Raw genomic sequence first — 24,067 nt, forward strand, 5'->3', positions numbered from 1 at the left:
GTTTTTCATTGATTATCAATGGTTCTGTTCTGTTAAAGACGCTGAGCTAGCACCTCTTTTAGTTCGCCGTTTACTTTTATCTTTACTTTTTTGGCCATTGGCGATGCAATCCTGTAATTGATAATTTTGCCGTCTTTCCAGCTCATGTCAATACTGAAGTTGCCCCTGGCTTTAAAGCCTTTAATATTTCCGTACTTTTTCCAGGCATCTGGCAATGCAGGCAGAAGTTCGATAAAACCGTCGTGACTTTGCAAAAGCATTTCTGCAATACCGGCAGTGGCACCAAAATTACCATCAATTTGAAAAGGAGGTCCTGCCGACAAAAGATTGGGATACACCCCTCCCCCTGCACCGTAATTGATATCCGTCCTCAATGTTGGTTTTAAGATCTCCTTCAGTAGTTTAAATGCACGGTTCCCATCCTGTAGCCTCGCCCAGAACAGGAGCTTATAGGCTATCGTCCAGCTCGGGCCATCGTCGCCCCGCACTTCCAGCGTTTTCTTTGCTGCAGCGGCCAGTTCAGGGGTAGAAAACGGGCTGATCAGGGATGCCGGATATAAACCATATAAATGAGAAATATGCCGGTGCTGAAGATCCGTTTCTTTATAATCTTCCAGCCATTCCTGGATGCGTCCGTCTTTACTGATGACACCGGCAGGTGGCACAGATTTTAGCGTTTCCCTTAACTCCGCTCTAAATGTTGCGTCGGTATTTAACAGCGTCGAAGCTTTGATGACATTGCCAAAGAGTTCTCTTACAATCTGGTTGTCTATCGTTGGTCCCATAGAAATGGCAGCGGTTTTCCCATTGGGAAGATAAAACGAGTTTTCGGGAGATACGGAAGGTGAGGTAACCAGCCATCCTGATTTTGGATCTTTGATCTGCGCACTTTTGTAAAACTCCGCAGAGCCCTTTAATATCGGATAGATGCTTTTCAGGTATTTTAAATCCTGGCTAAACTCATAATGTTCCCACAGGTTGTTACAGAGCCATCCCGATCCGGCATTGGAAGCACCCCAGGAAGCACTTTCTCCCGGTTCCGTAAAGCCCCAGACATTGGTGATCACATGTGCAATCCAGCCATTCGCATTGTAATAGGCTTTGGCGGTTTTCTCACCCGGTTTTACCAGTCCCCTCACCAGTTCCGACAAGGGCAGGTTCAGTTCAGAAAGATTGGCAACTTCGACCGGCCAATGGTTCATCTGCACATTGACATCGAGGTGGTAATCACTGTTCCAGGGAGTATTTATTTCTTTGGCCCATAGGCCCTGAAGGTTAGGCGGAAGTAAGCCTACCCTGGTGCTGCTGATGCTGAGATACCTTCCAAACTGAAAGAATAAAGCCGCAAGAGAAGGGTCTGCATCAAAGTTTTTATAAAAGCCATCTAACCTAAGATTGGTCGGAAGCTTTGCCGACGCCCCTTCTCCAAGGTCGATGCTCAGTCTGTTAAAAAGCTTGCCATAATTGGCGATATGTGTGCTTCTTTGCAATTCATATGGCTTTTTAAGTGCGGCTGCAAGCACCTGTTTTGTTTTTTCCTTAAAAGGAAAACTTCTGAAATCTGTTGCTGCAGCAATGTAAATAGTCACTTCTGTGGCATCCTTAATGATCAGCGAATTTTGATCAGCGCTAAGCGTTCCACCTTTCAGTCTGGCACCAACCCTGGCCATGTACTGCATCCCTTTGCCATCAGTACCATTGTCCAGCTGCCCGGTCATCTGCAATTCATTTCCCGCTGTTTGTACTGCATATCGTTCGGGTCTGTTCATCCGGATGCTGAGGTTAAGCTGGCCAGGCTGATCAGCCGTTAACCGGATCACACTGACATCGTCATCAAAGCTGGTAAAGTAGGCTCTTTTATAGTTTACACCATTTACATTAAAACTGCAACTGGCCATCGCCTGTTCCAAAGACAACTCCCGCTGGTATTCTTTCACTTCGGGTTGTGCAGTGCCGGTTCCCTTGTAACTGAATTCCAGTTCCAAAGCGCCAAGGGTTTGATACTTTCCCCATTGCGGGCCACCGGAACCAGGGCCCTTGCAGACAAAATCCCTGTTGACCAGGTCCTGAGCTTCTTCATTTTTCCCTTCCAGAATGAGCTGTCTTATTTTAGGCAGGCTTTTATAAGCGTCATAATTATTGGCATCCTGCGGTCCACCAGACCAGAGGGTAATGTCGTTGAGGACTATTTTCTCTTTGGAAATGCCCCCATCGGGAGTCATCCCCAAACGACCATTTCCTAAGGGGAGTGTTTCCTCCCACTGGGCAGCCGGCTGACTATAGCGTAGCTTTAAATTTTTGTTCTGGCCAAAACCGAGTAAAGCAGCAGCGATACATCCGGTTGTGAGCAGGCATTTTTTGTTTAGGTTCATTGTTTCAATTTGTGTGTGTGGTTCAATATTTTTGTGGTTCAATAAAAAATCACCTATCGGTCAATTTAACGAATCGATAGGTGATCAGGCAACAATTATAAGGCGTATAACCTTAAACTTCTGATTTTCATATAATGATCTGTATTAAAAGACAGCACCATTCCCAGGGAAACTACAGTCGTCTGCTTTAACTCAAATTCAAAGCGGTTATTTTTAACTGCAGTACTGCCGAGTGCTGTTCCCAGGTCCGTTACATTTGGAATTCCCACTCCCGCAGCCGCTACGATATAGGCAGGTGGATTACCGTCGTAATTGTTATCAGACAGCTCACTGGTAAATGAATATCTGCCTGGTGGTAAGGTAATGGTCTGATAAATTTTGCCGTTAGTGATGGCACTGGAGCCCCAACCGGCTTCAATGTTTATGATTCCATCATTATCACTGGCGTATCCACCCATGCCATTGTGGTTCTTCATGGCGCTATTGGTTACCCAGTCGGCCAGGTCTCCCCATCTGTTATTGTCGTAAGCTGATCTCTTAAAAGGTACCATGTTATTTTTTAAATATATGGCACTTATTTCTCCTTTTAAAGAAAGTGTTTCATAGTTCGAGTAGAACTTATCTATGCTCAAAGGATCAGGTTTATTAATGATCCGGTACTCGATCGGATTACTTTTAAACTTAGGCAGGGTCACGACCTGATCTCTAAGCTGGGCAACAACTACGGTATCATGAATGGAATTGTCCATGTGTTTGTAGCGGATCTGCATCCCAACCGTACCACTTGCAGCGCTAATGTCCTGGAATTTAAGTTTTGCTTCCCCCTGGGTATTAAATTCGGTACTTAGAATTGCCCTGTTGTTCAGTGCCGAACGGTAACGTTCACCGTAAACATTTCCCACCACATTCATAGGTACAGAAACATGACCTTCTGAGTCGTAAGTGCGAACCTCAAAGCTCAGCGGGCCTTCCTCCAGGTTAGCAATCACGTAGTTCACACTGTCTACTCCACCTGTACGTTTAACCGATACCTCAACAGAATCAAGTTTGCTGTTCCAGAATACCCTGAACCGGACCACCTTTGGATCCGGATTTAAAGCACCTGATACTTTAACCCGGCCATTTCCGGACAGGATTCTTAAAGAATCAATTTTAGCAGGATAAACGACTTCACCATGCTCTGTAAATTTTTTATACTCATCTTTTTTCTGGCATGCAGAGAACATTAAAGCAAGCCCCAGTATTCCGATGATGTTATTTATATTTTTCATATTTTCTATGCTAAAATCAATTAATATACGCCCCAGATAGACACCTGAGCTATTTCCATAAAATAACTGCTTCGCCAGTTCTTCAGATTTTTGATCCTTAAATATTTGAATTTAGGTGCATCTTCAGGAAAATCAAATGACCAGCCTGCTTTGCCATAGGCTTCATCCGCACCGGTATCGGTACCAAGCGGTGACCCGGAAGGTTTTAGCACGTTACAGGTCATCAGTTTGGTCCAGCTCGCCCAGCTTCCATCCTGACTTGGATTATTGGATCCCCAGACCTCAAAATCTTTAAGATTTCCTTTATCATAATAACCCGCTTCTCTTCTTGGATAGATCACAATCCTGCTCAGCTTTGCTTCCCTGCCTATGCTAAAGCTTACCGTTTGCGGACTCCCTGCACTTTCCTGAGTATACATACAAGGCCACTGCCCATAGTCTGTTCTTTTATCCCAGATCAGGTTCAAAGTGGTGTTGTACATGTACTCAGCATCTCCTGCCAGCCTTACTTCCTGAAAAAGATCTTTGTTCAACAGGTTCTCTTCGAGTGGTGTCAGGTCAATCAACAAGGTATCAGAACGGTTTAGCCACCTGTCGCGCACATAAAAAGCGAATTTCCCCCGCTTTGGTTTCAGCCCTCTGATGCTTGCGCTGATCACAGAATCCTGCGTGTATACATTCTCCAGATTGGCCCAGTCTCCGTTACCTAAAGAGTCCAGTAAAGGCACAATCGCCACTGTTGCTTTGTACTTGTTAATTGCATTTACCCTAACCCCGCCAAACGTAGCACTGGCCTTTAAGGCATTAAATATCAGCCTAAACGGAGCAATCAAAGGGGTAACGGTAACAGCAACCGGTTCAGAAGCTTTTTCACTTTTGTTTACTGCATATAATTTGATTTCATGCGGATTGGTATCTGCAAATCCATCTACAATCAACGTATTGGTATAGCCTGAAGCCAGTACCTCTCTTTGCTGTCCGCTGGCGATGCTGTACACTGCTTTAACATACAACAGGTCTTTATTATCCGGCAGGTTATAGCTGATTTTTGCCTGGCCATTCTGGTTTTCCACACGCACATTGCTCACTTGTCCAGGTGCAGTTTTACTGTTTTCCAAAATCCCGTTGATCTCTGCTTTGTTGCAGGAAACCAGTACAAACAGTATATGCAAAATACCGAGTGTCATATATTTATTTCTTTTCATTTTAAAATCAATTTGAGGTGTATCGTCATTTAATTACCATCCCGGGTTTTGAACCAGGTTCGGATTGACCAGTAAATTGTTCTCTCTGATCGGCCATAAATAGTCCCTTGGCGCGATGAAACGCTGCGTGTAAATATTAGTCAGCCTGTAAAATAACTCCGGATGGTCTTTATCCTGATCCCTGTCCCAGCCTGTGATATTTTTATTCAGCTCCTGCGCTGCCAGTTTCCAGCGGCGAAGATCCCAGAACCTGCTCCCTTCAAAAGACATTTCAATGTTACGTTCCCTTCGGATGATGGACTGCAGGCCCAGCTGAGTACCCGGCTTGCCTGGATTAACCGAATATTTGCTCCATGAATCCACAACGCCTTCCAATCCGGCACGTTCCCTTACTTTGTCCAGGTAGGTATATACTTCGGAAGAGGGGCCATCCGCTTCGTTTAAAGCTTCGGCGTACATTAGATAAAGATCCGCCAGCCTGATCATTGGAAAAGGATACTCTTCGATGTGATTGCTGTTCCCTTCTTTAAAAGCGAATTTCCAGTTGACCAGTTTTTTGGGGTAATAGGTCGTCACGGTAATCGATAAACCGCTGCCGTACTGTCCAAGTTTAAGCTGGGCAGAAAAAGCATTGTCATCACTCCTGTTGCTTTCCATATACCACTTACCGCCATCAAATCCCAGGTCTGCATAAAACCTCGGCTCTCTGTCGAAATTGATCCTTGCCGTCTGGTAATTTTCAACGATGTAATAGCGTTCGCTGCTTGTTCCGGTACGCAGTTGTGCTTTATTGGAGAAATCCAGTGTTTTATCTTCATCTATTGGAACACCATTTTTAGTATAAAACTGCTCCACAATTTTCATTGGCGGGGCCAGCGTTCCATGTACACTGTTGTTCCCGGAGAAAGAGGGATCAATATGGGCCATAGAAGAATACTGTAACTGCCATGTCCTTGAATTGGGGTTCCCCCAGATGATTTCCGTATTCCATTTCTCTGTCACCGCATTTCTAATGCTCATTTCTCTCATGGTCGTGCTGGAAAGCGGGAAGGTAGTACCAGGAAAAGTATACAGCTTAATTCCCGCAGTTTCCGAAGCGACAATTGCCTCCTTAGCGGCATTCGCAGCCTTTTTCCATTTATCGGTACTTACCGTCTGATTGAACAGCAGCTGTCCGTCAGGGTTCTTAAAATTGGTATAATCCTTATTGCCATTAAACAGCGGACTTGCTGCGTACAGCAACACTTTAGCCTTTATGCTCAAAGCGATTGGTTTGGTAATGTGACCGAGATCTGTTGCCGGAATCATCACATTGTTTGGCAGTTTTGCGGCAGCCTGATCCAGTAATTTCACGATATAGTTTACCACAGAATCAACCGGCTGGCGTTTCACCTTGGTTTGTTCAATCGGGGCATTTACCGGAAGGTTCACATCAACAACCGGGATTGGCCCATAATGTCTGAAAAGCAGAAAATGGTAATAGGCTTTCAAAAATTCAACTTCTCCAATCCAGCGGTTGCGTTCATCAATACTCATGTCACGCACCTTGCTCAGGTCACGTACATTTTCCAGGAAAATATTGCAGTCACGAATGGCATTGAACATCCCTCCATCCCAGTAATTGACCAAAGGGTTTACGACACTCTGGTTTCCCCTGGCCATCGCCCAGTTTGTGGCATTGATACTTCTCGAAGGGAAGTCCAGCCAGAATTCATCTCCGCCCATATAGGCTATATTTTGGGTAGGTTCCCCATCGTTTGGCAGGTAAGAATAACAGGTAGCCAGGTATTTGATCGCTTCATTGCGCATGGTAAAAGCATTGTCTAATGTGGGCACGTTGTCTGGCACTACATCAAGGAAGCTTTTTTTACAGGCATTCAGGCTAAATAAAAGCACTAAAACCGGTATGATATATATTTTCGTTTTCATGATTTATCTTTAATTAAAATCCAACATTCAGACCTATATTGTATACTGCCTGAACAGGATATCCAAGACCTTTCGATCCCATTTCCGGATCCCATAATTTAAAGGGGCTGAACACAGCGAGGTTGGAACCATTTAAGTACAATCTTAAACTGGAGAGCCTAAAACGGCTCAATGCTTTTTTCGGCAAATTGTAACCAATTTCAACAGACTTTAAGCGCAGGAAGCTGCCATCACGCTGCCACCAGGTCGAAAACTGGTTATTGTTGTTATTGAAACCGTCGGTAAGTCTTGGCCATAGCGCATGTAAATTCCGGTTATCTTCCGACCAGTGGTCGTCAGCAATCGCTTTCAGCAAGCCATTCTGGAAAGAGCCATTCAATGCAAAAGGCGTAATATTTCCCGGATCAATAAAGAAGGAAGATCTTGCAGAGCCCTGGAAGAAAGTGCTCACATCAAAGCCTTTAAATCCTAAGGAGAATCCAAAACCATAGATAATCTCCGGATCTGTAGACAAGCCAATCGGTACTTTATCCTTATCGGTGATCTGGCCATCTCCATTAATGTCACGGTATTTGATATCTCCACCCATGGTAGGGATCAGTCCTCCAAAATTCTGTGTCGGCGAGTTTCGGGCCTCTATGTCGTCCACAAACAGACGCTCTGCAATCAAGCCGTATTTTTGTTCAAAAGGATAACCTAATCTCGACAGATGTTTCAGTCCATCGGGATAATCGGGCTCTTCGTTCACCATGACTTCATTCTTTGCATAGGTAAAGTTACCTCTCGCCTGAATCCACCAGTTGGAACCAAATGTTTTACTGTAGTCCAGTGCCAGGTCAAAGCCTTCATTTTTTGCTTTACCAACATTGGCCTGTACCGTGGTATTAAAGCCCATTGTACTTGGAATATTAGTCCTGCCCATCAGGATGTTGCTCCGAATGGATTTGTAATAATCAAACACCATTGAGAACCCATTTTTGAAGTTCAGGTCAAAGCCCAGGTCTGTTGTCGTGGCCTTCTCCCAGGTAATGTCGTAGTTCTCATACCTGCTCACATAATAACCAGGTCTGTAAAAATCCCATTTATCGCCCCAGGTATATCCCCGGCCGGCACTGTTGGGATCGACATTGGAAAGGTAAAAGAAGCGGTCCTCTGACCTTCCGATCTGGTCATTTCCAACCAAACCATAGGTACCTCTAAGCTTAAACCTTGTGATTACCGATTTAAGCGGTTCAAAAAAGTTCTCCTCAGAAACATTCCATCCTACACCCGCCGAAGGGAAAAACCCAAAGCGGTGGTTGGCCGCAAAACGCTCAGAACCATTGTAGCCAAAGTTACCTTCGAAAAGATAACGGTTATCATAAGCATAGGTTAACCTTCCTGAAACACCTAAATTCCTTGAGGGCAATGAAGCCTGCAGATCGCCTCCGTTTGCGGTAAGGTAATTTCTAAGGATCCCGATGAGCATCCCTGTAACCGCATGTTTTTCTTTAAATGTCCTGCTGTAGTTAACCGCAAGTTCTCCGTATGTAGTGGTATTCTGATTTCTGTTTCCCTGATTATAACTCAGAAATTCAGTCCCTCCCAGGGGATTTAAAGGAGAAAGAATGCGCTCCGTGCTGCCCGGAATAACGGTCAGGTTATAGAAAAACGGGTTAAAACTACGGGCTACATCAAAGTAGGAATAGCGTTGGGTATAAGCCATTAACCTCGTCGAAAGGCCTTCTGTAATCGCCTTCAGGTCCTGTTTCAGTTCCAGCTGAACGTTTACCGTTGAGGTATTGTACTGCTGATACCCGGAAACCATCCTCGCATAAGGGTTGATGTACATGTTTTGTGAATCGCCAATGAAAGCATTTCCAAACAAAGGGTGTTTTGAAAATGGCGAATATTCTGCCGGATACACCGCGGGGAACATCACTGGATTAGACCACAGTGCAGTTTGAAATACCGCCGCACCGCCATTGATCAGATTGCCCCATTCATCGCGTCCGCCAATGGGACCAGTATAATCGTCAAACTGAGCAGAAGTTCTGACGATAGCTTCTGTGGTCGGTGTAAGCTTTAAATTTACGTTAGAGCGCACCGCATAGTTCTTAATTTTAATGTTGTTATCTAAATTGTTTTTCTTGTCCGTTCTTAAGATGCCATTATCTACATTATAAGTTCCGGCCACATAATAGCGCGCCGTATTTCCTCCGCCGCTTACATTCATATTGAAACGCTGGTTATTGGTATAATCTTTAATCAGCTGCTCTATCCAGTTATTATTTGGATACAGTAATGGATTGTCTCCCGCTGCCGTATGGTCAATTTTGTTGGGGAGATAAGGAAGGCTTTTCTTAGGATCTCTTGTTAAAACTGCTTCATTTGCCAGATTCATATAGGTAATGTTATCTGCAAATTTGAAATTTCTGGTGTTGGACGACAGTGAGTTTTCGAAACGGACATTAAATCTCGCTGCACCAATTTCCCCCTGTTTGGTTGTCACCAATACCACCCCATTTGCGCCCCTTGCGCCGTATAACGAAGAAGCCGCCGCATCTTTAAGTACCGAGAAACCGGCGATATCATCTGGCTGTAACCTCGCAAGGTCTGTTCCTGTCGATTCCATTCCATCAATCAATATCAAAGGGTCTTTCTTTCCGGCACCAAAACTACCTACCCCCCTGATAAAGAAGGAGGCATTGTCCATACCAGGCTCACCGCTTCGCTGATAGGCCACCATCCCGGCAATACGCCCGGCCAGCATTGTGGTCAGATTTGAAGTGGGTCCCTTTAGTTCTTTTGGATCTATAGTGGTGATCGAAGCCACCATGCTGCTTTTCTTCTGTGTGCCATAAGCCACAATTGCCACCTCTTCCAGGCGATCCTGTGCAGATACCATCCTTACCGTTACCGGTTTCCCTTTCTGAACATACAACTCCCTTGGTTTGTAACTCACGAAAGAAAAAATCAATGTTGCCCCCTCTCCGGAAACATCCAGGGTAAATCTTCCCATATTGTCCGTCTGAGTACCCTGCTTCGTTCCTTTTATCATTACAGAAGCGTTTGGAATGGGCGCTTTGTCGACGCTGTCGATGACGAGCCCCGTAAGCCGTTGCCCGGTTGTTTGAGCATTAAGCGAAGTTGCAGTACCAATGCAAACCAGCAGCAATAGCCAACAGCTGTACATTGAAAAAAATCTGGTAAAATTATATTTCATATTGATTTAGTTTGGTTCAGAGAAGAAAAATAAACCAGACGAATAGAGGCAGTTAGATCCCATAGATGCAGCATGCGTTCATAATTTATATTTGGTTGGCTCGTTGGTTTGTTCGGGTAGTTCATCTACACTATACTACACTACACTAGTGCCAAGGTTGTAAAAATATTTTACATTCCAAAATTTATTTTTCAGAAGGTATTTTGAACAAACAGAATTAGGAGGCAGCGGGCACCTGACCCGGTAAAAGAATGAAAATCAATACCATACAGATATAAACTATAAAGAATTTCTTCTGATTAGCGTGCTCTTCATGATGTGTTGTATCGGTTTTCTGAATAGTACAAACTCTGCGGCCATTTCGCCCATTTGAGCAAAATCAATAGAGAATGTGGTAATTCCATCAAAGATTATTTCTTTTATATTATCATCATTATGAGATAATATGCCTAAATCTTTTCCTGGTTTCAATCCTTTAATTTTAGAGTCTTTAAGGATTTCCCATAATTCCAGATTATGGATGGTAAAGTATACTTTATTTGGCGCGATGCTGCCTAGTTCATATTTACTTTTGATAACGCCATTGATGTGATAGTCCTTGATAAAGCGTTGAAACGAGTCCATAACATCATTTGGCTCCGCAGATTTCTGCTTAAAAAAGAAAACAAACTCGTCGAATTCTTTAATGCGGTCTGCTAATTCTACAAAGGCGCTATAGGAGGATTCCTTAAATTCCTGTACGATATAGGAATGTTCTTCATTCAGGTTCAACTGTCTGTCGACAATCAGCAGCTTATTCATCGGAAATTGCGCCACCAGTGGAATGGACTCAGGAAGGTCGATCGGAGCGATCACATACATGCCGTACTTGCCTTTGATGTTATTGATGGTGTTCTCAAATACAGCAAAGTTATTGTGGTGAAAGAAAAGATCCAATTGAATGTTTTCACCTAATTTATTTCTGAAACTCTGGTAAAATGTTTCCTGGAAGGTATCAAATGCATATAATAACAAACAGACCCTTAAATGCTGCTCCGTATCTTCTGTCGCCACAAAATATCCCTTTCTGTTTTTGGATTCCAGAATTCCCCTGCTCACCAGTTCCTTATAGGCTTTTGCAATCGTTTCACCTGCAAAACCAATTTCCCTGATCATCCGGTTTACTGAAGGTAAAGCATCTCCCCTGACCAATATTTTCTGATCCAGGGCATTGATAATTCCCTGAACCAATTGTTCATGTTTCGAAAATGTGGATACATCTTCCAGTGCTTTAATTTCTGTAATTAATTGATATAGCTTCATGCAGAAATGCGATAAACAGCAAAGATTAATATTGGCCGTTAATAATTATATTCTGCGGTGAAGATATAAAAGTTTTTAGATTTTTAGGATTCCGGAGATTTTTCTCATTCCATAGTACACTATTTGGCATTCCACACCAGGACATCTTTGTGATGTAAAAAATGAATACAGTGCAGCTTTATTCACTGATGTACATTCTACTTCTCCCACACTATTCTCATTGTGATCCTATCTTTGCCTTAAATAAAAAATTACAACATTATATATAAAAGAAAATAAAAACAGAGTTAATCAGGTTTTTAACCAAATAATATTTAAAATCGCTTAACGACAAGAGAAAAAAATGTTCAACACCCCTTTACCCTATAAACTCGTACAGGTAAAATCAAATAAGTATATCTCTACTGAGAGTTATTCCAATGAGATGATATTTAGATTTTATAGACACAATGAAAAATGTTGCATTAAATATATCGTGTCAGTAAAAAGCTATGACAATTCCTTCCTGACATTAGACTTCTATCCAAAAATCAATCTTAGTCCCAAACGGCACTATTCCGATTCTATTCAGGATTTAAGATATAGAATGTTAACCGGACAAAACTCCTTTGGTTATATAGGAGGAACGATATTAGATATTATGAATTATATTCAACAGCAAACAAACAAACAAACATACGCACCTGGGGATTTCTAGCCGCGAATCTTCCAAATGAATTTACGAACTATAATAATAAGCGCTTTAACGTATATAAGGAAGTATTAAGGAGAACTTTTATCCGTCACCAGACCGTTTTTGGGAATAAAGACAAAAGCGCTATTTTTGTAATACCAAATAACAAACTGAAAAACAAAGATTTAATAACAAAAAACTATGAGCAGATCTTTTCAGAAACAAATTAAATGTACAGGACCAGTAGAACTATCGGCTGATGTAGCACGTTCGATAGCAAATCTTCGGCTTCTGTCTGGATCTAAAGGAAAATGGTCTTCAACAGCTAAGGAAAACAAATTTAAAGGAATGGCTGAAAACATTGAAATTGTCCAACCTTTAATCATTCCAGGATATAAAATCCGGGGGTAAACCCTATTTTTCACTTTTAGATACCACCAATGCAGCCACGCTATGCCCTATTGTGTTCGTGATCGCCCTTGCTTCACTCATAAAACGGTCGATGCTTAGCAGTACAGCCAGGCCCTCTACCGGAATCTTATGAATACTGCCAACTGTGGTCACTAAAGCGAGAAAACCGGTTCCCGGGATCCCGGAAGCACCCTTTGAAGTCAGCAAAACAATCATCACAATGTTGCATAGTTCAGAAAATGAAAAGCTGATGTTGTTGAGCTGTGCCAGAAATATGACCGACATTCCCAGATAAATGCAGGTTCCGTTCAGGTTCAGGGAGTTACCGGTTACTGTCACAAGCCTCACTACCGGTTGTTTCAAGCCAAGCCCTTCCAGTCTTTCCATCAATAGCGGAATAACAGAACTGGACGAAGAGGTACCAAGTGCATATAGAAGCTCATTTTTAATGTTCCCCAGGAATGTAAAAACATTCACCTTAAAAGCAGCGAGCAGGCTTCCAAGTACGATGAGTACGAAAAGGAACATCGCGATGTAAGTCCCCGCCATCATCTTGCCTATAGGAACCAGGGTATCCAGTCCATAACGGCCAACCGTATAAGCAATCCCACAGAAGGTAACAATTGGGGCCAGCAGAAAAATATACCTTAACAGCCTCAGCAAGGTGAATTTTAATTGGTCAATAACCCTGATCACCTCATTCCTGTATTTATACTGATTGACAAACAGGCCAATTGCGATGGCCAAAACAAGGATGATGAGCATACTGTTTTGCAGGACCACGTTCAACCATTCATGATAATTGCTTTCTTCTACCTTTGGAGGAGAGATTATGCCTAAAAAGCTTTTGTCTATTCGCCCGGGCTTAATCAGCAGGGCACTGCAGATCCCAAAAACAATTGCCATGGAACTTACAACAACGAAATAAACAAGGGCTTTAACCGTAATCCTTCCGGCAAGCCTCAAATTTTCCAAACTGCCAAACAAGCTCACAATACTCAGGAAAATGATTGGTGGCACAAAGGGCTCAATAACGGTCACAAATGAGGTACCCACCCATTGCATTTGTAAAGCAGCTTTCGGAAAATAAACGCCGCACAAAGTTCCCATCACTATGGCACTGAGTATCTGTAAGCTTAAATAACGATTCAGCTTATTCGGGTTCAGGTTTGTTTTTGTCAGGATGCTCAAATCGTTTAGCTATGGTATTTGCTTCTTGATGAAGATACTTAAAACCATCAATTAACCAAGAATCAATGGCACTCCGTTTTTAATTCATGAAATGTTGCCCTTGTATTCATTTGATTCAGTTAATGTTCGCTAATTTTCCCTTTTCAATTTCAGTCCCTCCAAGGCTCCAATCCTGTTCTTCTTCGCTTTCTATTACCGGATTGAACTCTTTCTCGCTCTTGGCGATCACGATCGTCGCCACACCGTTACCAATGATATTGGTCAGCGCACGGGCCTCGCTCATAAACTTATCTACGCCGAGCAGAAAGGCCAGTCCTTCGATCGGTATTTTGTGCAAGGCGGCCAGGGTAGAGGCCAGTACGATAAACCCGCTCCCGGTAACCCCCGCAGCTCCTTTTGAAGTGATCATCAATATTCCAATAATGCTGAGCATCTCCAGTACTGAAAGTTCAACCCCATACAACTGGGCGAGGAAAATCACCGACATCGAAAGGTAGATCGACGTTCCGTCCAGGTTAAAGGAATAGCCTGTTGGAATAACCAGTCCGACTACAGACTTGCTGCAACCCATTTTTTCGAGCTTCTGCATAATCGATGGAAGTGCCGATTCTGAAGAGGAGGTACCCAGTACCAGCAGCAATTCTTCTTTTATATATTTAATGAATTTCCAGATGCTCATTTGATAATATTTCATAATCCCGCCGAGAACGAGAAAGATGAAAATCCCCATGGTCAGGTATACCGTACCCATAAGTTTTGCCAATGGAACGAGGGTATGAAGTCCGAATTTACCTACTGTGTAAGCCATGCCACCAAAAGCACCCAGGGGCGCCAGGTACATCACATACTTTAGCCCGAGAAAGACGATTTTAGACAGACGACCTAAACCTTTTACCGCTTTTTCACGGTGTCTGGAGTAATTGAGAATAATCCCTGCAATAATCGCCACCACCAATACCTGAATGGTCACGTTGTTCATAAAGAAATGTACCCAGTCAAAATCCTTTGCAGGTCCGGAAGTGTATTTCGAGGCATCGCCGATTTGAAGCTTAGACTTATCAATATTTCCGGGCTTCAACAAAACCGCCATGACAATCCCGATGGCCAGAGAGAAAGTAGATACGATTTCAAAATATAAAAGCGACTTCAGGCCTATCCTGCCCACCTTTTTCAGGTCTCCCATACCGCTGATTCCCAAAACGATGGTTAAAAAGATAATGGGCGCGATAAAGAGCTTGATGATGTCGATAAAGGTCTTTCCTATAATTTCCATTTTCACGGCAGTTGCAGGTGCATAACTGCCCAGCACTACACCGGCGATAATGGCGATGAGTACCCAGAAAGTTAGGTTGGCGAGGATCCGCAGCCATATACTTGCTGTTTTTTTGTTCTGCTGAAAAGCAGGTTGAGGTGATTTTTCGATTAACATGTGGCTCTTTTTTATTAGTCTATATTGATATGGTACATCAGAACAAACATCATTTTCCTGTCGGTAACTTTGAGTGCTGTTCCTTGAGTAGTATAAATTGGTCTGCTCTGGGCATTGAAAACGAATTTGGAGGAGTGGTCTTTTAACAGCAGGCTCAGTCCGAGGTCGTAACTAAACATAGGGTCAGATAAGCGCTCAAATCGGGAATACTGGACTCCAAAAGCGGGCATTAGCCGGGTTTTCTTAGTCCGGCGGTTAAAATATGGCAGGGTAACCCCCGACTGCAGAATCAGGCTTTTTCCCGTTCCAACTACAGGATAGGCATTTCCGGCTCCATTAAAGGCCGCTATTTTACTTTCGATACCATTCGCCATATTGTTTATCCCCAGGTTGCGAATATAACCAGGTCCGTAATCATGGAGAAATGCAGCTGCATAAATATTCAGGGAAGTGCCGCTTTCTTTATTCAGCGGCGCATCAAAAAAGACATCTGCGCTGAAGAGTTTCATGCTATTTAAAACCGTATCGCCGGAACTGAGGCTCCACAGCAGGTCTTTTTGATACTCTGCACCAATCCCTATTGCCAGCACTTTTTTCCTGCCCAGGTAAGTTCCGGCAGAGATTGGAGAAACATTGCTTTCACTTTCAAAAAACTGCCATTTTACATAAGCAGAGAGGTTAGGTTTGACCTTCAGGTTATTGAAGTTGGAAATTCCTTCCTGAGGTTTCGCCGTTACAGGGATATAAGGTTTTGAAATGATCAGTCTATAGTCTAATGGCCCAAGCTGTCCTTTTGCAAACAGATTCAGGTTTCGAAGGGTAAGGTCAGTACGGTTCACATTTCCAAGGATCAGGAATGGAACATCATATAACAAAGTGGATCCGGGCCCCGCGGCAAATCTGGTCAGCCCTTTCCAGTTCGAACGCCCTCCGCCAAGGCTCAGCATTTGATTAAACTGGTATTCCCCGTAAGCATCCAGCAGTTCAACCGGGCTTTCATTGTGGGAAAGAGAGGTAAGATTGGTGGTACCGGCCTGAACTACAAACATCAGGTGATCAATTGGATTGGCCGTTACTTTTACCCTGAATCTTCTTAGGGACAGGTCTGCAGTATTGGCCACCTGACTTTCGTTGATCCTGCTGCCCGGGTTCATCATGGTATACCTTGCCCAGAATTGCGCATAGGCAGAAAACCGAATCCGTTTATCCTGCTTTTTCTCCTGGCTAAAAGAAGGGTCAGGAAAAAAAAGGGCAATTCCCAGTGCCAGGATCATTCCTAAAAAAAGAAGTCCTGTATTTCTGATCACCGAAAAAATAGAGATATTAGCCCTCATCTATCTTAAGTTTTATATTTGGTTGTTTCCCCACAGCAAATAGCTGCACCCGGAAATTAAATATGAGTATAAGGACTGTTGAAAAGGATTTATATCAATAAACGACAGAATAAATAAACGAACAACCAGAACTGAAAAATCACGATGAACAAATGATCCTGCTATTAAACCTTGTCTTTTTGATTTTAATCCTGAGGTTATCTTTCGAAAAAAAGGTAATGAACCTCCTGCTGAACGGAAAGTGGCCAGGTGTCATTTATATGCAGCATGTCCTGTTCTGGCTTGGATTTATTGGCCTGAGTGCTTACATCTACCTCAGTTTGTTTGGCTTTCCCGGCGCTTTGTATCGCTTGCTGTTTATGCTGGCCATCAATATCCCGCTGTACCTTTTATGCTTCAAAAGACTCGTTCCTCAATATTACCAGACCAAAAGATATGGGGAATATGTATTGTACACTGCAGGTGTTTTTGTGCTCTCCAGTCTGATCAGAATCCTGCTTGAACCTGAACTTTTCGACAATGGGATCGCGGCAGAAGGAAAATACATTTTCATGATCTACCTCACGCAGCTCATCATTATACTCGTTCCTTCCATGCAGGGTATCTCCAGATATAAGCTTATCGTGGAACAGGAGCTTGCCGAACTTCTGATCAGGAAAAAAGAAGCAGATCTGGAACTGGTAAAATCAAAGATCAACCCACATTTTCTCTTCAATACGCTGAACAATATTTATTCCTACAGTTATGCAACGGACAGCATTTCGGCAAACCTGATCAAACAGCTCAGCCTCTTAATGCAATACACTACTTATGAGGTGGAGAAAAAAACGATCCCCATAGAACGGGAAATTCAAATGATCACCGCATTGGCTACGCTCTACCAGTTAAAAAGTAAAAGCAAGCTGGATATGGAACTCGACTTCGAAGCGAATGAGCTTTTTAATATAGTAGAAATCCCTCCAACCATCTACCTCACCCTTTTCGAAAATGCAGTCAAGTATTCTGTCATAGGACAGGATGAAAAGGCCTATATCAGGCTTAAATTGTCACTTCAGAACGCCGTGGCGGAGTTTAGGATTTCAAATTCTATAGCTGATAAAAAGACATCCGACAATTCACCATCCTATAGAGGGGCGGGAATCAAAGTATTAAAAATGATCCTGGACAGCCAATATGGGGAGAACTATAATTTGGAATCTGTGCAGAAGGGCGTAGATTACAGCACTGTATTAACCATCAGAATATGACCGCAATCAAAGCCATTTATGTTGATGATGAGTCTCCTGCACTGGAGCTCATTCGTAAATACTGTGCCGACCTTCCTGAGATCGAACTTATGGCCTGTTTCCTGAATCCCCTGGAAGCACTGAATTACAGTCGTCTTGATGAGGTGGAGTTGTTCATCCTGGACATTGAAATGCCCGGACTTTCCGGAACAGAGATGCTGGCCCTGATTCCTAAAGGAAAACTGGGCATTTTTATTACTGCAGATCCGACCCATGCAGCAAAGGCATATGACCTGGATGTCATCGATTATCTCGTTAAACCGGTATTTCCAGAGCGCTTTCTGAAGGCAGTTCAAAAGGCAATTGACTATAGAAAGCTGACTGACCCTGAGGTCGAAAAAGAATTCCTGACTTTCAGGTCAGATTATATGTTAAATAAGGTCCCCCTGAGCGAGATCCAATGGATCGAGGGATTTGGAGAGTACCTAAAAGTCATCACGAGGTATAAACAATACCTGGTTTTACAACGGTTTTCTGATTTCATTGAAAAGAATGTAAAGCTTGGCTTTGTCAGGATTCATAAATCCTACATCGTTCAGAAAGCACATATATTGTCCCATAACTCACAGTTTGTGGTACTGAAAGACGGCAAGCAGCTTCCGGTAGGAAGGACGTATAAAGATGCGCTTAAATAAGAAAAGCCTCTTGCACCTTCAAATTTCAGAATCGTTATAACAGGATCATTTGCCGGAACGTAATTATAAAATCCGACAGCTATCTTTGCCTTCTTTGCCAAATGCAACAAAGTGTTAACAAATGTTAAATTCGGCCAAAAACCGCCTTTGAATGATATATTTGTGGCACATACAAATACTTTCTACCATGAAAAAAATATTATTTATCGTAATGCTGTTTCCTTCATTACCCCTGTTTTCTCAAAGGAAAATAGCAGACTTAAAAAAGGAGGATTTCATTTCCGACTTTGATTTATCCGTCAACATCATCAGGAAACAGCACCCCAATCCTTTCAAATTTATTAAAGAAGAGGCTTTTAACCATAAAGTGGATTCACTCCGCAAATCTTTGGTTTCAAATCCGGACATCTATAACTTCATATCCTCTTCTCCACTGCGATTAATAAAAGATGTCCATACTTCAGGAACAGTGGCAGAAGATCTGTCAATTGAATTGTATAAATCTGTCTCTTATTTCCCATATCCCGTCATCGTAGAAAAAGGAAGGGTATTTGTGAATATCATGAACAAAGAAATACCTTTTGGATCCGAAATAACAACGATCAATAAGGTACCGGTAAAGAAAATATTGACGGAAATTGCCTCCAATGTTGATGGTAACATTCAAACAGGTACTGACCGGAATGGAAATGATTTTGCGAGGTATTACAGTTTCAGGTACAGGAACCATGAAAATTATACGATAGCATTTGTTAAGCCGGGGAAAACAGAAACAGCGTCCATCACAGTCAGCCCGATCTCCGCATCTGATTATTCTTACAGGAGTGCCAAATGTGTTTTACCTTTTAACCTGTTACAGCAGAGCTATAGCATTTACAGTGACCTTAATGATCAAAAACAAACGGGCATCTTAACAGTAGGCACTTTTAACCTTTCAGAAGATTATGCCTACAAGGAATTCAGCAATTTTTTTAAAGAAGTCAATCAGAAAAAATATACCAATGTAATTATTGATATACGCCGTAACTCAGGTGGAAATCCAGCCATTGCGGCGCTCTTGTATTCCTTCATCACGAAAAACTCATTTGCAAACACCTATACCTACAAGACTAAAAACATCACGCTGGCTTATCCGCAGTATGTAGTAGACGGGAATATGAGGACCTACTCCGACGAAGATATCCGCAGTCAGAATAATTACTTATATCAGCGCTTTGATAAAAATGATACGACCGGATGGTATACCGGAAACACCAGATTAATGGAGGGTTTACTGACGAATTTCCCTAAAGATAAAGACGCTTTTTCAGGGAACGTAAAAGTGTTGGTCGGTGCAGAGACAATTTCAGCGGCTACCTATTTCGCCTCTTTGGTGAAGGTAAATAACAGAGGGTTAATTATCGGAAAAGAGACTGCCAGTGGAGTAGATGCGACAACCGCAGCCTGGTTTGCCAGCTATCAGCTTCCGGCTACTAAAAGTGTTTTGACAATTCCGCTTACAGAGATTTATTTCTTTAACGCAACAAAAGACAAGGGGCGTGGATTAATGCCTGATAAAGAATTACCAATCGAATTGTTTATTAAATATGCACTTGAAAACAAAGACCCTGAAATGACTTACGCCATGGGAGAAGGATAAAAAACAAAGGCCTATCTCCTGCAAAACAGTGAGGTAGGCCCTTTAGGTCATTAATTAACTGGTTGTACTTTTTTAATGATTAACCTGCCATTCTTTTTAACCATATCAACGTTATTTAATTTCGCTTTATCGAGGATACCTGCCTCACATGGCTCTTTTGATGGCTTAAGGGTGAAACTGAAAACATCTGCAGCCTCCTTTCCTCCCGATATCGGTAATTTCATCAGGAGTGTATCTACAGATTCGGCGCCAAGAATGACTGTGAAATACCTTGCTGTACCGGATCCGATAACCTCCGGCTTCCAGCCTTCTTTAAAAAGCTTATCATTTTTTTTAAAAAAGCCAATCTGGTCCGGGGTATATTTTGGATTGTCCGAGAAGAATAAATCTTTCCCTGTACTTGCATCTACAACATTAAAGTTCATGCTGGAATACTTGATCTGCATTGAACAAAAAGTAACTGGATCAGATTTCCTGCAGCCCGATCCGATAACAACAAGAAGGAGCGCGATAAAAAAGGATTTTGTTTGGTTTGTCATGATTTTTGGTTAGTGGTGATCAATCAAAGAATACTCGATTATCCCATAAACGAGTAAAATATGAATTTCGCTACACCACTGTTGTTATGCCCGCTTATTCAGGCTTTCCAGCAACTGCTCATATAAATCATCGCTAACGGACTTTTGAGGCTTAATCTTTTTAACTGTCGCACGTTTCCCTTTGGCTTTAGATTTTATAATCTTTAACAGTTCTTTAGAATAATCATTTTTAAAAGCGGTAATATTAAACGATCCTGAATATTGCCTGATCAAGGCCAGTCCAACCTCCAGTTCCTTCGGCTTAATGGTAATTTCTTCTTTCAGCTGAACCTCCCTGGTACTGCGGATCTCTTCCTGAAAGCGGATCTTTGTAATGACAATAATGCCATCCAGCGGATGAATAACGCAAAGATGTTCCTGATTTCTCAGTACAAAACGCGCTACCCCTGCTTTTTTAGATTTCAGCAAGGCCTGAAGTAGCAAAGCATAAGCTTTCTTTCCCTGATTTTCGGGTTGGGTATAGTATGAAGTTTCGTAATAAATCGCATTGATTTCCCTGATGTCGACGAAGTTTTCTATTTCTATGACTTTTGTTTTTTCAGGTTTTACCTCTTCAAAATCATGATCGTCCAGCACAATATACCGGTCTTTCAGAAAATAACCTTTCACAATATTTTCAAAAGGCACTTCTTTCTGCGTCTTCTCATTTATTCTCTTGAATTTGATGTTGGAATGGTCCCGTTCATCGAGCATATCCAAATCAAGATTACTGCTGGTCACTCCGGAAAACAGTTTCACAGGAATATTCACCAAACCAAATCCAATAGCACCTTTCCAGATAGATCTCATAATTAAATTGTTTAGGTTAGCGGTTTCTTTTAATAACGGCGGCAAGATTGATGCCTTTGCCCAGCACCGGTTTAAACAGGTCGCCCATTTCATTTGCCCGGGAGACCGCATTATAAATGTTAAAGTCCTTCATTTGAAGCCCTTTTTTTACCTCATCCCAATGCAAGGGCATGGAAACTGTAGCTCCGGGCTTAGGGCGTAAAGAGTAAGGAGCAGCAATGGTAGCCTGAGCCCTATTTTGGAGGAAATCCAGATAGATCTTTCCTTTACGGTCGGCCACCACCCGTTCCATACTGGTTGTTTTCGGCAGCTCACGGTTAACAAGCGTGACGATAATTTTGGCAAACTCCTTACTCTGGTCATAGGTGTATTTGTTTCCCAGAGGAATGTAAATGTGCAGGCCTGTAGATCCACTGGTTTTACAATAGCCCGGAACACCCATATCATCCAAAATAGCTTTGGTTACCTGTGCCACTTCAATAGTCTGATCAAATGCTTGTTTATCCGGATCCAGATCAAGGATGCACCAGGTTGGATGGTCTGGTTTCTTAATCTTGCTGCTCCATGGATGTATTTCGATGCAGCCCAGATTGGCCATGTACAATAGTGTTGCCTTATCCTTTCCTACCAGAAAATGTTTATCGGTATCGTCTCCTTCTGCATGATACAGATATGTTTTAATCCAGTCGGGCACTTTTCCGGTCACGTCTTTCTGGTAAAAATTTTGACCGGTAATCCCATCAGGAAAACGGTTCAAAGACTGCGGACGGTCTTTCAGATAAGGTAAAATAAAACCGGAGATCTGATCATAATAATTGATCAGGTCACGTTTACTTATTTTTTCAACCGGCCAGTATATTTTGTCCGGATTACTGAATGTTAACTCATGTCCGTTTACTTTTTTCAGCTGTGTTTCTCCCTCTTTTGTAATTAACATGTCTTTAGGATTAATGGATTTCGGGACAACTTTATCAATTTCTACCGCCCTTTCCAGCGTTACTTCTTTTGCCTTTTTATCTTCCCTCATTCCCTTAAAAGATGGATGTCTCATTAACCCATCTTTGGTCATTTCTGCAAAATTCACCTCGCAGATCAGTTCGGGCTTTAACCAGGTTGCTTTCGCCTGGGGGGTATTGAACCTAAACCGGTTAGGTTTATTGACATCCGGTTCTTCAGAAAACGGGATTTTATCTGTAATCAGTGGTTCGAACTGCCTGAGCAGTTCTTTTTGGGTACTCAAACTAAAGCCTGTCCCGATCTTTCCGGTATATATCAATTTCCCCTTTTTGAATAAGCCTGCCAGTAGCGAACTAAAAGGTTTCGGGCTCCCTGCAATTTTGGTGAAGCCACCAATCACCACTTCCTGACCTTTGCTGGTCTTTATTTTTAACCAATCATTTGTCCGGTTCCCAATATGGTAAATACTGTCGGCCCGCTTCGCCATGATTCCTTCCAAACCAATGCGTTTTGTTGCATTAAGAAATTCGGTCCCGGAAGTTTCAAAGGCTTTACTGAACCGGATAGGAGATTCATCGGGAACGAGCGCTGCAAGAATTGCTTTTCGATCAAGCAAGGGCAAATGGCAAAGGTCATAGCCATTGTACCACAGGATATCAAAAACATAGTACAGCAGTTCTCCGTCGGCATCGCTATTCCAGTTTTGCAGGGCTCCAAAATTAGCATCCCCCTTTTTATTCACCACGACTACCTCCCCGTCTATAATTGCATTAATCTTCCAGTCTTTCAATTGCTTATAGATGGGATAATACTTCTGATCATAGGGTTTATCATTACGGGATTTGAACGCGACCTTTCCTTTATTCATAAAAGCTACTGCACGATACCCATCCCATTTGATTTCATATACCCAGCCCGGTTCATCAAAAGGCTCAGCGGCCAAAGTCGCCAGCATAGGTTTAACCTGATCGTAAAAAGTCTTTTTTACTGCTTTTTTAAGCAGTTCTTCTAACCTGCCAGCCACAGGTACTCTGGCTTTACCCTGCTTTTCCATCACTCTAATTGCTTTTCGGGCCTTTTGATCGGGATTATGATCAGGCTTTTTTTCCATTTGTGCAATGGTTTTCCTGGAAATAACAGATTTGTCCTTTAAAAGAATGTCCCGGTCTTCTGCATACTGATCTTTGAGTTTCATGAGCAGCCAACCGTTATCTCCCCTGCCATGAGCTTTAACCAATGCATAAGCCCCTTTGAGTTTCTTTCCCTTCAAAATGACTTTAAGCTTTCCCGCTTTCAGCTGATCAAGCAACTGTTTTTCCTGTTGTCGAAGATCACCGGATTCAGGCTCGAAGGGCTTGTACGTACCTTCGTCCCATACAATTACGGTACCTCCTCCATATTCCTTTTCGGGAATGATGCCTTCAAAACTCCGGTAATCGTAGGGATGATCTTCCACCATCATCGCCAGACGCTTAATTTCGGGATTGGTAGATGGCCCCTTTGGGACTGCCCAGCTTTTTAATACACCATCCATTTCCAAACGAAAATCATAATGCAAATGAGTAGCATCATGTTTCTGAATAACAAAACGCAATTCATTTCCGGTTCCCTTCCCCCCTTCGGGCTCAGGTGTTTTCTTAAAGGAACGTTTCTTTTTATATTCAGTAAGACTCATTGGAAATCATGTTGAAGCCTGAGGGCAAATTGAAAAATAAATGACTCGGGTATAAAACAAGCATAGGGGCAGAAAGTTTAGGGGAAGGTTGCGCTGGTTTGGCATTCCTGATATTTAACTCTTTTTAACATACAGTTGTTGCAACTATGTTGTATATTTAAATAT

Annotated in this window: 16 protein-coding genes; 4 read left to right on the forward strand and 12 right to left on the reverse strand. The window is 42.5% G+C overall.

Translation table 11 applies throughout. From position 1 onward, the window contains the following. Positions 1 to 32: 32 nt before the first annotated feature. The 6 genes from DBR43_RS05080 to DBR43_RS05105 form a co-directional block, all read right to left on the reverse strand. On the reverse strand, positions 33 to 2,372 hold the full coding sequence (locus tag DBR43_RS05080; RefSeq protein ID WP_124578520.1) for a glycosyl hydrolase family 95 catalytic domain-containing protein: 2,340 nt from the start codon (positions 2,370 to 2,372) through the stop codon (positions 33 to 35). 95 nt (positions 2,373 to 2,467) lie between these two features. Then, a complete protein-coding gene (locus DBR43_RS05085; RefSeq protein WP_124578522.1) occupies positions 2,468 to 3,643 on the reverse strand; it encodes a DUF4998 domain-containing protein in 1,176 nt (391 codons plus the stop codon). A gap of 20 nt (positions 3,644 to 3,663) precedes the next feature. Further along, entirely contained in the window at positions 3,664 to 4,848 is a 1,185-nt protein-coding gene (locus DBR43_RS05090; protein WP_124578524.1) for a DUF5000 domain-containing lipoprotein, read from the reverse strand. 33 nt (positions 4,849 to 4,881) lie between these two features. Beyond that, a complete protein-coding gene (locus DBR43_RS05095; protein ID WP_124578526.1) occupies positions 4,882 to 6,777 on the reverse strand; it encodes a RagB/SusD family nutrient uptake outer membrane protein in 1,896 nt (631 codons plus the stop codon). A gap of 13 nt (positions 6,778 to 6,790) precedes the next feature. Next, a complete protein-coding gene (locus tag DBR43_RS05100; RefSeq protein WP_199756957.1) occupies positions 6,791 to 9,982 on the reverse strand; it encodes a SusC/RagA family TonB-linked outer membrane protein in 3,192 nt (1,063 codons plus the stop codon). A 279-nt stretch (positions 9,983 to 10,261) separates the two neighbouring features. After that, positions 10,262 to 11,284 (reverse strand): GntR family transcriptional regulator, encoded by a 1,023-nt coding sequence (locus DBR43_RS05105; protein WP_124578528.1) that lies wholly within the window; start codon positions 11,282 to 11,284, stop codon positions 10,262 to 10,264. Between the two features lie 874 nt (positions 11,285 to 12,158). Here DBR43_RS05105 and DBR43_RS05110 point away from each other — a divergent pair. Next, positions 12,159 to 12,368, forward strand: a complete 210-nt coding sequence (locus DBR43_RS05110) for a hypothetical protein (RefSeq protein WP_124578531.1) — start codon at positions 12,159 to 12,161, stop codon at positions 12,366 to 12,368. 3 nt (positions 12,369 to 12,371) lie between these two features. Here DBR43_RS05110 and DBR43_RS05115 read toward each other — a convergent pair whose 3' ends face one another. From DBR43_RS05115 to DBR43_RS05125, 3 genes are all read right to left on the reverse strand, one after another. Next, positions 12,372 to 13,559, reverse strand: a complete 1,188-nt coding sequence (locus tag DBR43_RS05115) for a cation:dicarboxylate symporter family transporter (protein WP_124578533.1) — start codon at positions 13,557 to 13,559, stop codon at positions 12,372 to 12,374. Positions 13,560 to 13,674: 115 nt separating this feature from the next. Further along, on the reverse strand, positions 13,675 to 14,988 hold the full coding sequence (locus DBR43_RS05120; RefSeq protein ID WP_124578535.1) for a cation:dicarboxylate symporter family transporter: 1,314 nt from the start codon (positions 14,986 to 14,988) through the stop codon (positions 13,675 to 13,677). Between the two features lie 14 nt (positions 14,989 to 15,002). Beyond that, positions 15,003 to 16,322, reverse strand: coding sequence for a hypothetical protein (locus tag DBR43_RS05125; protein ID WP_124578537.1), 1,320 nt, complete (start codon positions 16,320 to 16,322; stop codon positions 15,003 to 15,005). Between the two features lie 152 nt (positions 16,323 to 16,474). On the opposite strand from DBR43_RS05125, the gene DBR43_RS05130 reads away from it, so the two are divergent. From DBR43_RS05130 to DBR43_RS05140, 3 genes are all read left to right on the forward strand, one after another. Beyond that, the gene (locus DBR43_RS05130; RefSeq protein ID WP_124578539.1) at positions 16,475 to 17,569 is read left to right on the forward strand and encodes a sensor histidine kinase; all 1,095 of its coding nucleotides are present in this window, start codon (positions 16,475 to 16,477) and stop codon (positions 17,567 to 17,569) included. Then, complete coding sequence (locus DBR43_RS05135; RefSeq protein WP_124578541.1) at positions 17,566 to 18,243, forward strand: LytR/AlgR family response regulator transcription factor; 678 nt, start codon at positions 17,566 to 17,568, stop codon at positions 18,241 to 18,243. Before DBR43_RS05130 ends, DBR43_RS05135 begins: the two co-directional genes overlap by 4 nt. A gap of 187 nt (positions 18,244 to 18,430) precedes the next feature. Beyond that, positions 18,431 to 19,882, forward strand: coding sequence for a S41 family peptidase (locus DBR43_RS05140; protein ID WP_158622431.1), 1,452 nt, complete (start codon positions 18,431 to 18,433; stop codon positions 19,880 to 19,882). A gap of 50 nt (positions 19,883 to 19,932) precedes the next feature. On the opposite strand, the gene DBR43_RS05145 is transcribed toward DBR43_RS05140, so the two are convergent. The 3 genes from DBR43_RS05145 to ligD form a co-directional block, all read right to left on the reverse strand. Continuing rightward, a complete protein-coding gene (locus DBR43_RS05145; RefSeq protein ID WP_148090755.1) occupies positions 19,933 to 20,307 on the reverse strand; it encodes a hypothetical protein in 375 nt (124 codons plus the stop codon). Between the two features lie 198 nt (positions 20,308 to 20,505). Next, the gene (locus tag DBR43_RS05150) at positions 20,506 to 21,270 is read right to left on the reverse strand and encodes a Ku protein (protein ID WP_124578547.1); all 765 of its coding nucleotides are present in this window, start codon (positions 21,268 to 21,270) and stop codon (positions 20,506 to 20,508) included. Between the two features lie 16 nt (positions 21,271 to 21,286). Then, the gene (ligD, locus tag DBR43_RS05155) at positions 21,287 to 23,902 is read right to left on the reverse strand and encodes a DNA ligase D (RefSeq protein ID WP_124578549.1); all 2,616 of its coding nucleotides are present in this window, start codon (positions 23,900 to 23,902) and stop codon (positions 21,287 to 21,289) included. Between the last annotated feature and the right edge of the window lie 165 nt (positions 23,903 to 24,067).

Source organism: Pedobacter sp. KBW06 (genome assembly GCF_003852525.1).
Classification (GTDB): Bacteria; Bacteroidota; Bacteroidia; order Sphingobacteriales; family Sphingobacteriaceae; genus Pedobacter.

Bases quoted from the DNA above. Each gene is read 5' to 3' on its own strand.
- DBR43_RS05080 (WP_124578520.1), bottom strand. From the start codon at position 2,372: ATGAACCTAAACAAAAAATGCCTGCTCACAACCGGATGTATCGCTGCT.
- DBR43_RS05085 (WP_124578522.1), bottom strand. From the start codon at position 3,643: ATGAAAAATATAAATAACATCATCGGAATACTGGGGCTTGCTTTAATG.
- DBR43_RS05090 (WP_124578524.1), bottom strand. From the start codon at position 4,848: ATGAAAAGAAATAAATATATGACACTCGGTATTTTGCATATACTGTTT.
- DBR43_RS05095 (WP_124578526.1), bottom strand. From the start codon at position 6,777: ATGAAAACGAAAATATATATCATACCGGTTTTAGTGCTTTTATTTAGC.
- DBR43_RS05100 (WP_199756957.1), bottom strand. From the start codon at position 9,982: ATGAAATATAATTTTACCAGATTTTTTTCAATGTACAGCTGTTGGCTA.
- DBR43_RS05105 (WP_124578528.1), bottom strand. From the start codon at position 11,284: ATGAAGCTATATCAATTAATTACAGAAATTAAAGCACTGGAAGATGTA.
- DBR43_RS05110 (WP_124578531.1), top strand. From the start codon at position 12,159: ATGAGCAGATCTTTTCAGAAACAAATTAAATGTACAGGACCAGTAGAA.
- DBR43_RS05120 (WP_124578535.1), bottom strand. From the start codon at position 14,988: ATGTTAATCGAAAAATCACCTCAACCTGCTTTTCAGCAGAACAAAAAA.
- DBR43_RS05125 (WP_124578537.1), bottom strand. From the start codon at position 16,322: ATGAGGGCTAATATCTCTATTTTTTCGGTGATCAGAAATACAGGACTT.
- DBR43_RS05130 (WP_124578539.1), top strand. From the start codon at position 16,475: ATGATCCTGCTATTAAACCTTGTCTTTTTGATTTTAATCCTGAGGTTA.
- DBR43_RS05135 (WP_124578541.1), top strand. From the start codon at position 17,566: ATGACCGCAATCAAAGCCATTTATGTTGATGATGAGTCTCCTGCACTG.
- DBR43_RS05140 (WP_158622431.1), top strand. From the start codon at position 18,431: ATGAAAAAAATATTATTTATCGTAATGCTGTTTCCTTCATTACCCCTG.
- DBR43_RS05145 (WP_148090755.1), bottom strand. From the start codon at position 20,307: ATGAACTTTAATGTTGTAGATGCAAGTACAGGGAAAGATTTATTCTTC.
- DBR43_RS05150 (WP_124578547.1), bottom strand. From the start codon at position 21,270: ATGAGATCTATCTGGAAAGGTGCTATTGGATTTGGTTTGGTGAATATT.
- ligD (WP_124578549.1), bottom strand. From the start codon at position 23,902: ATGAGTCTTACTGAATATAAAAAGAAACGTTCCTTTAAGAAAACACCT.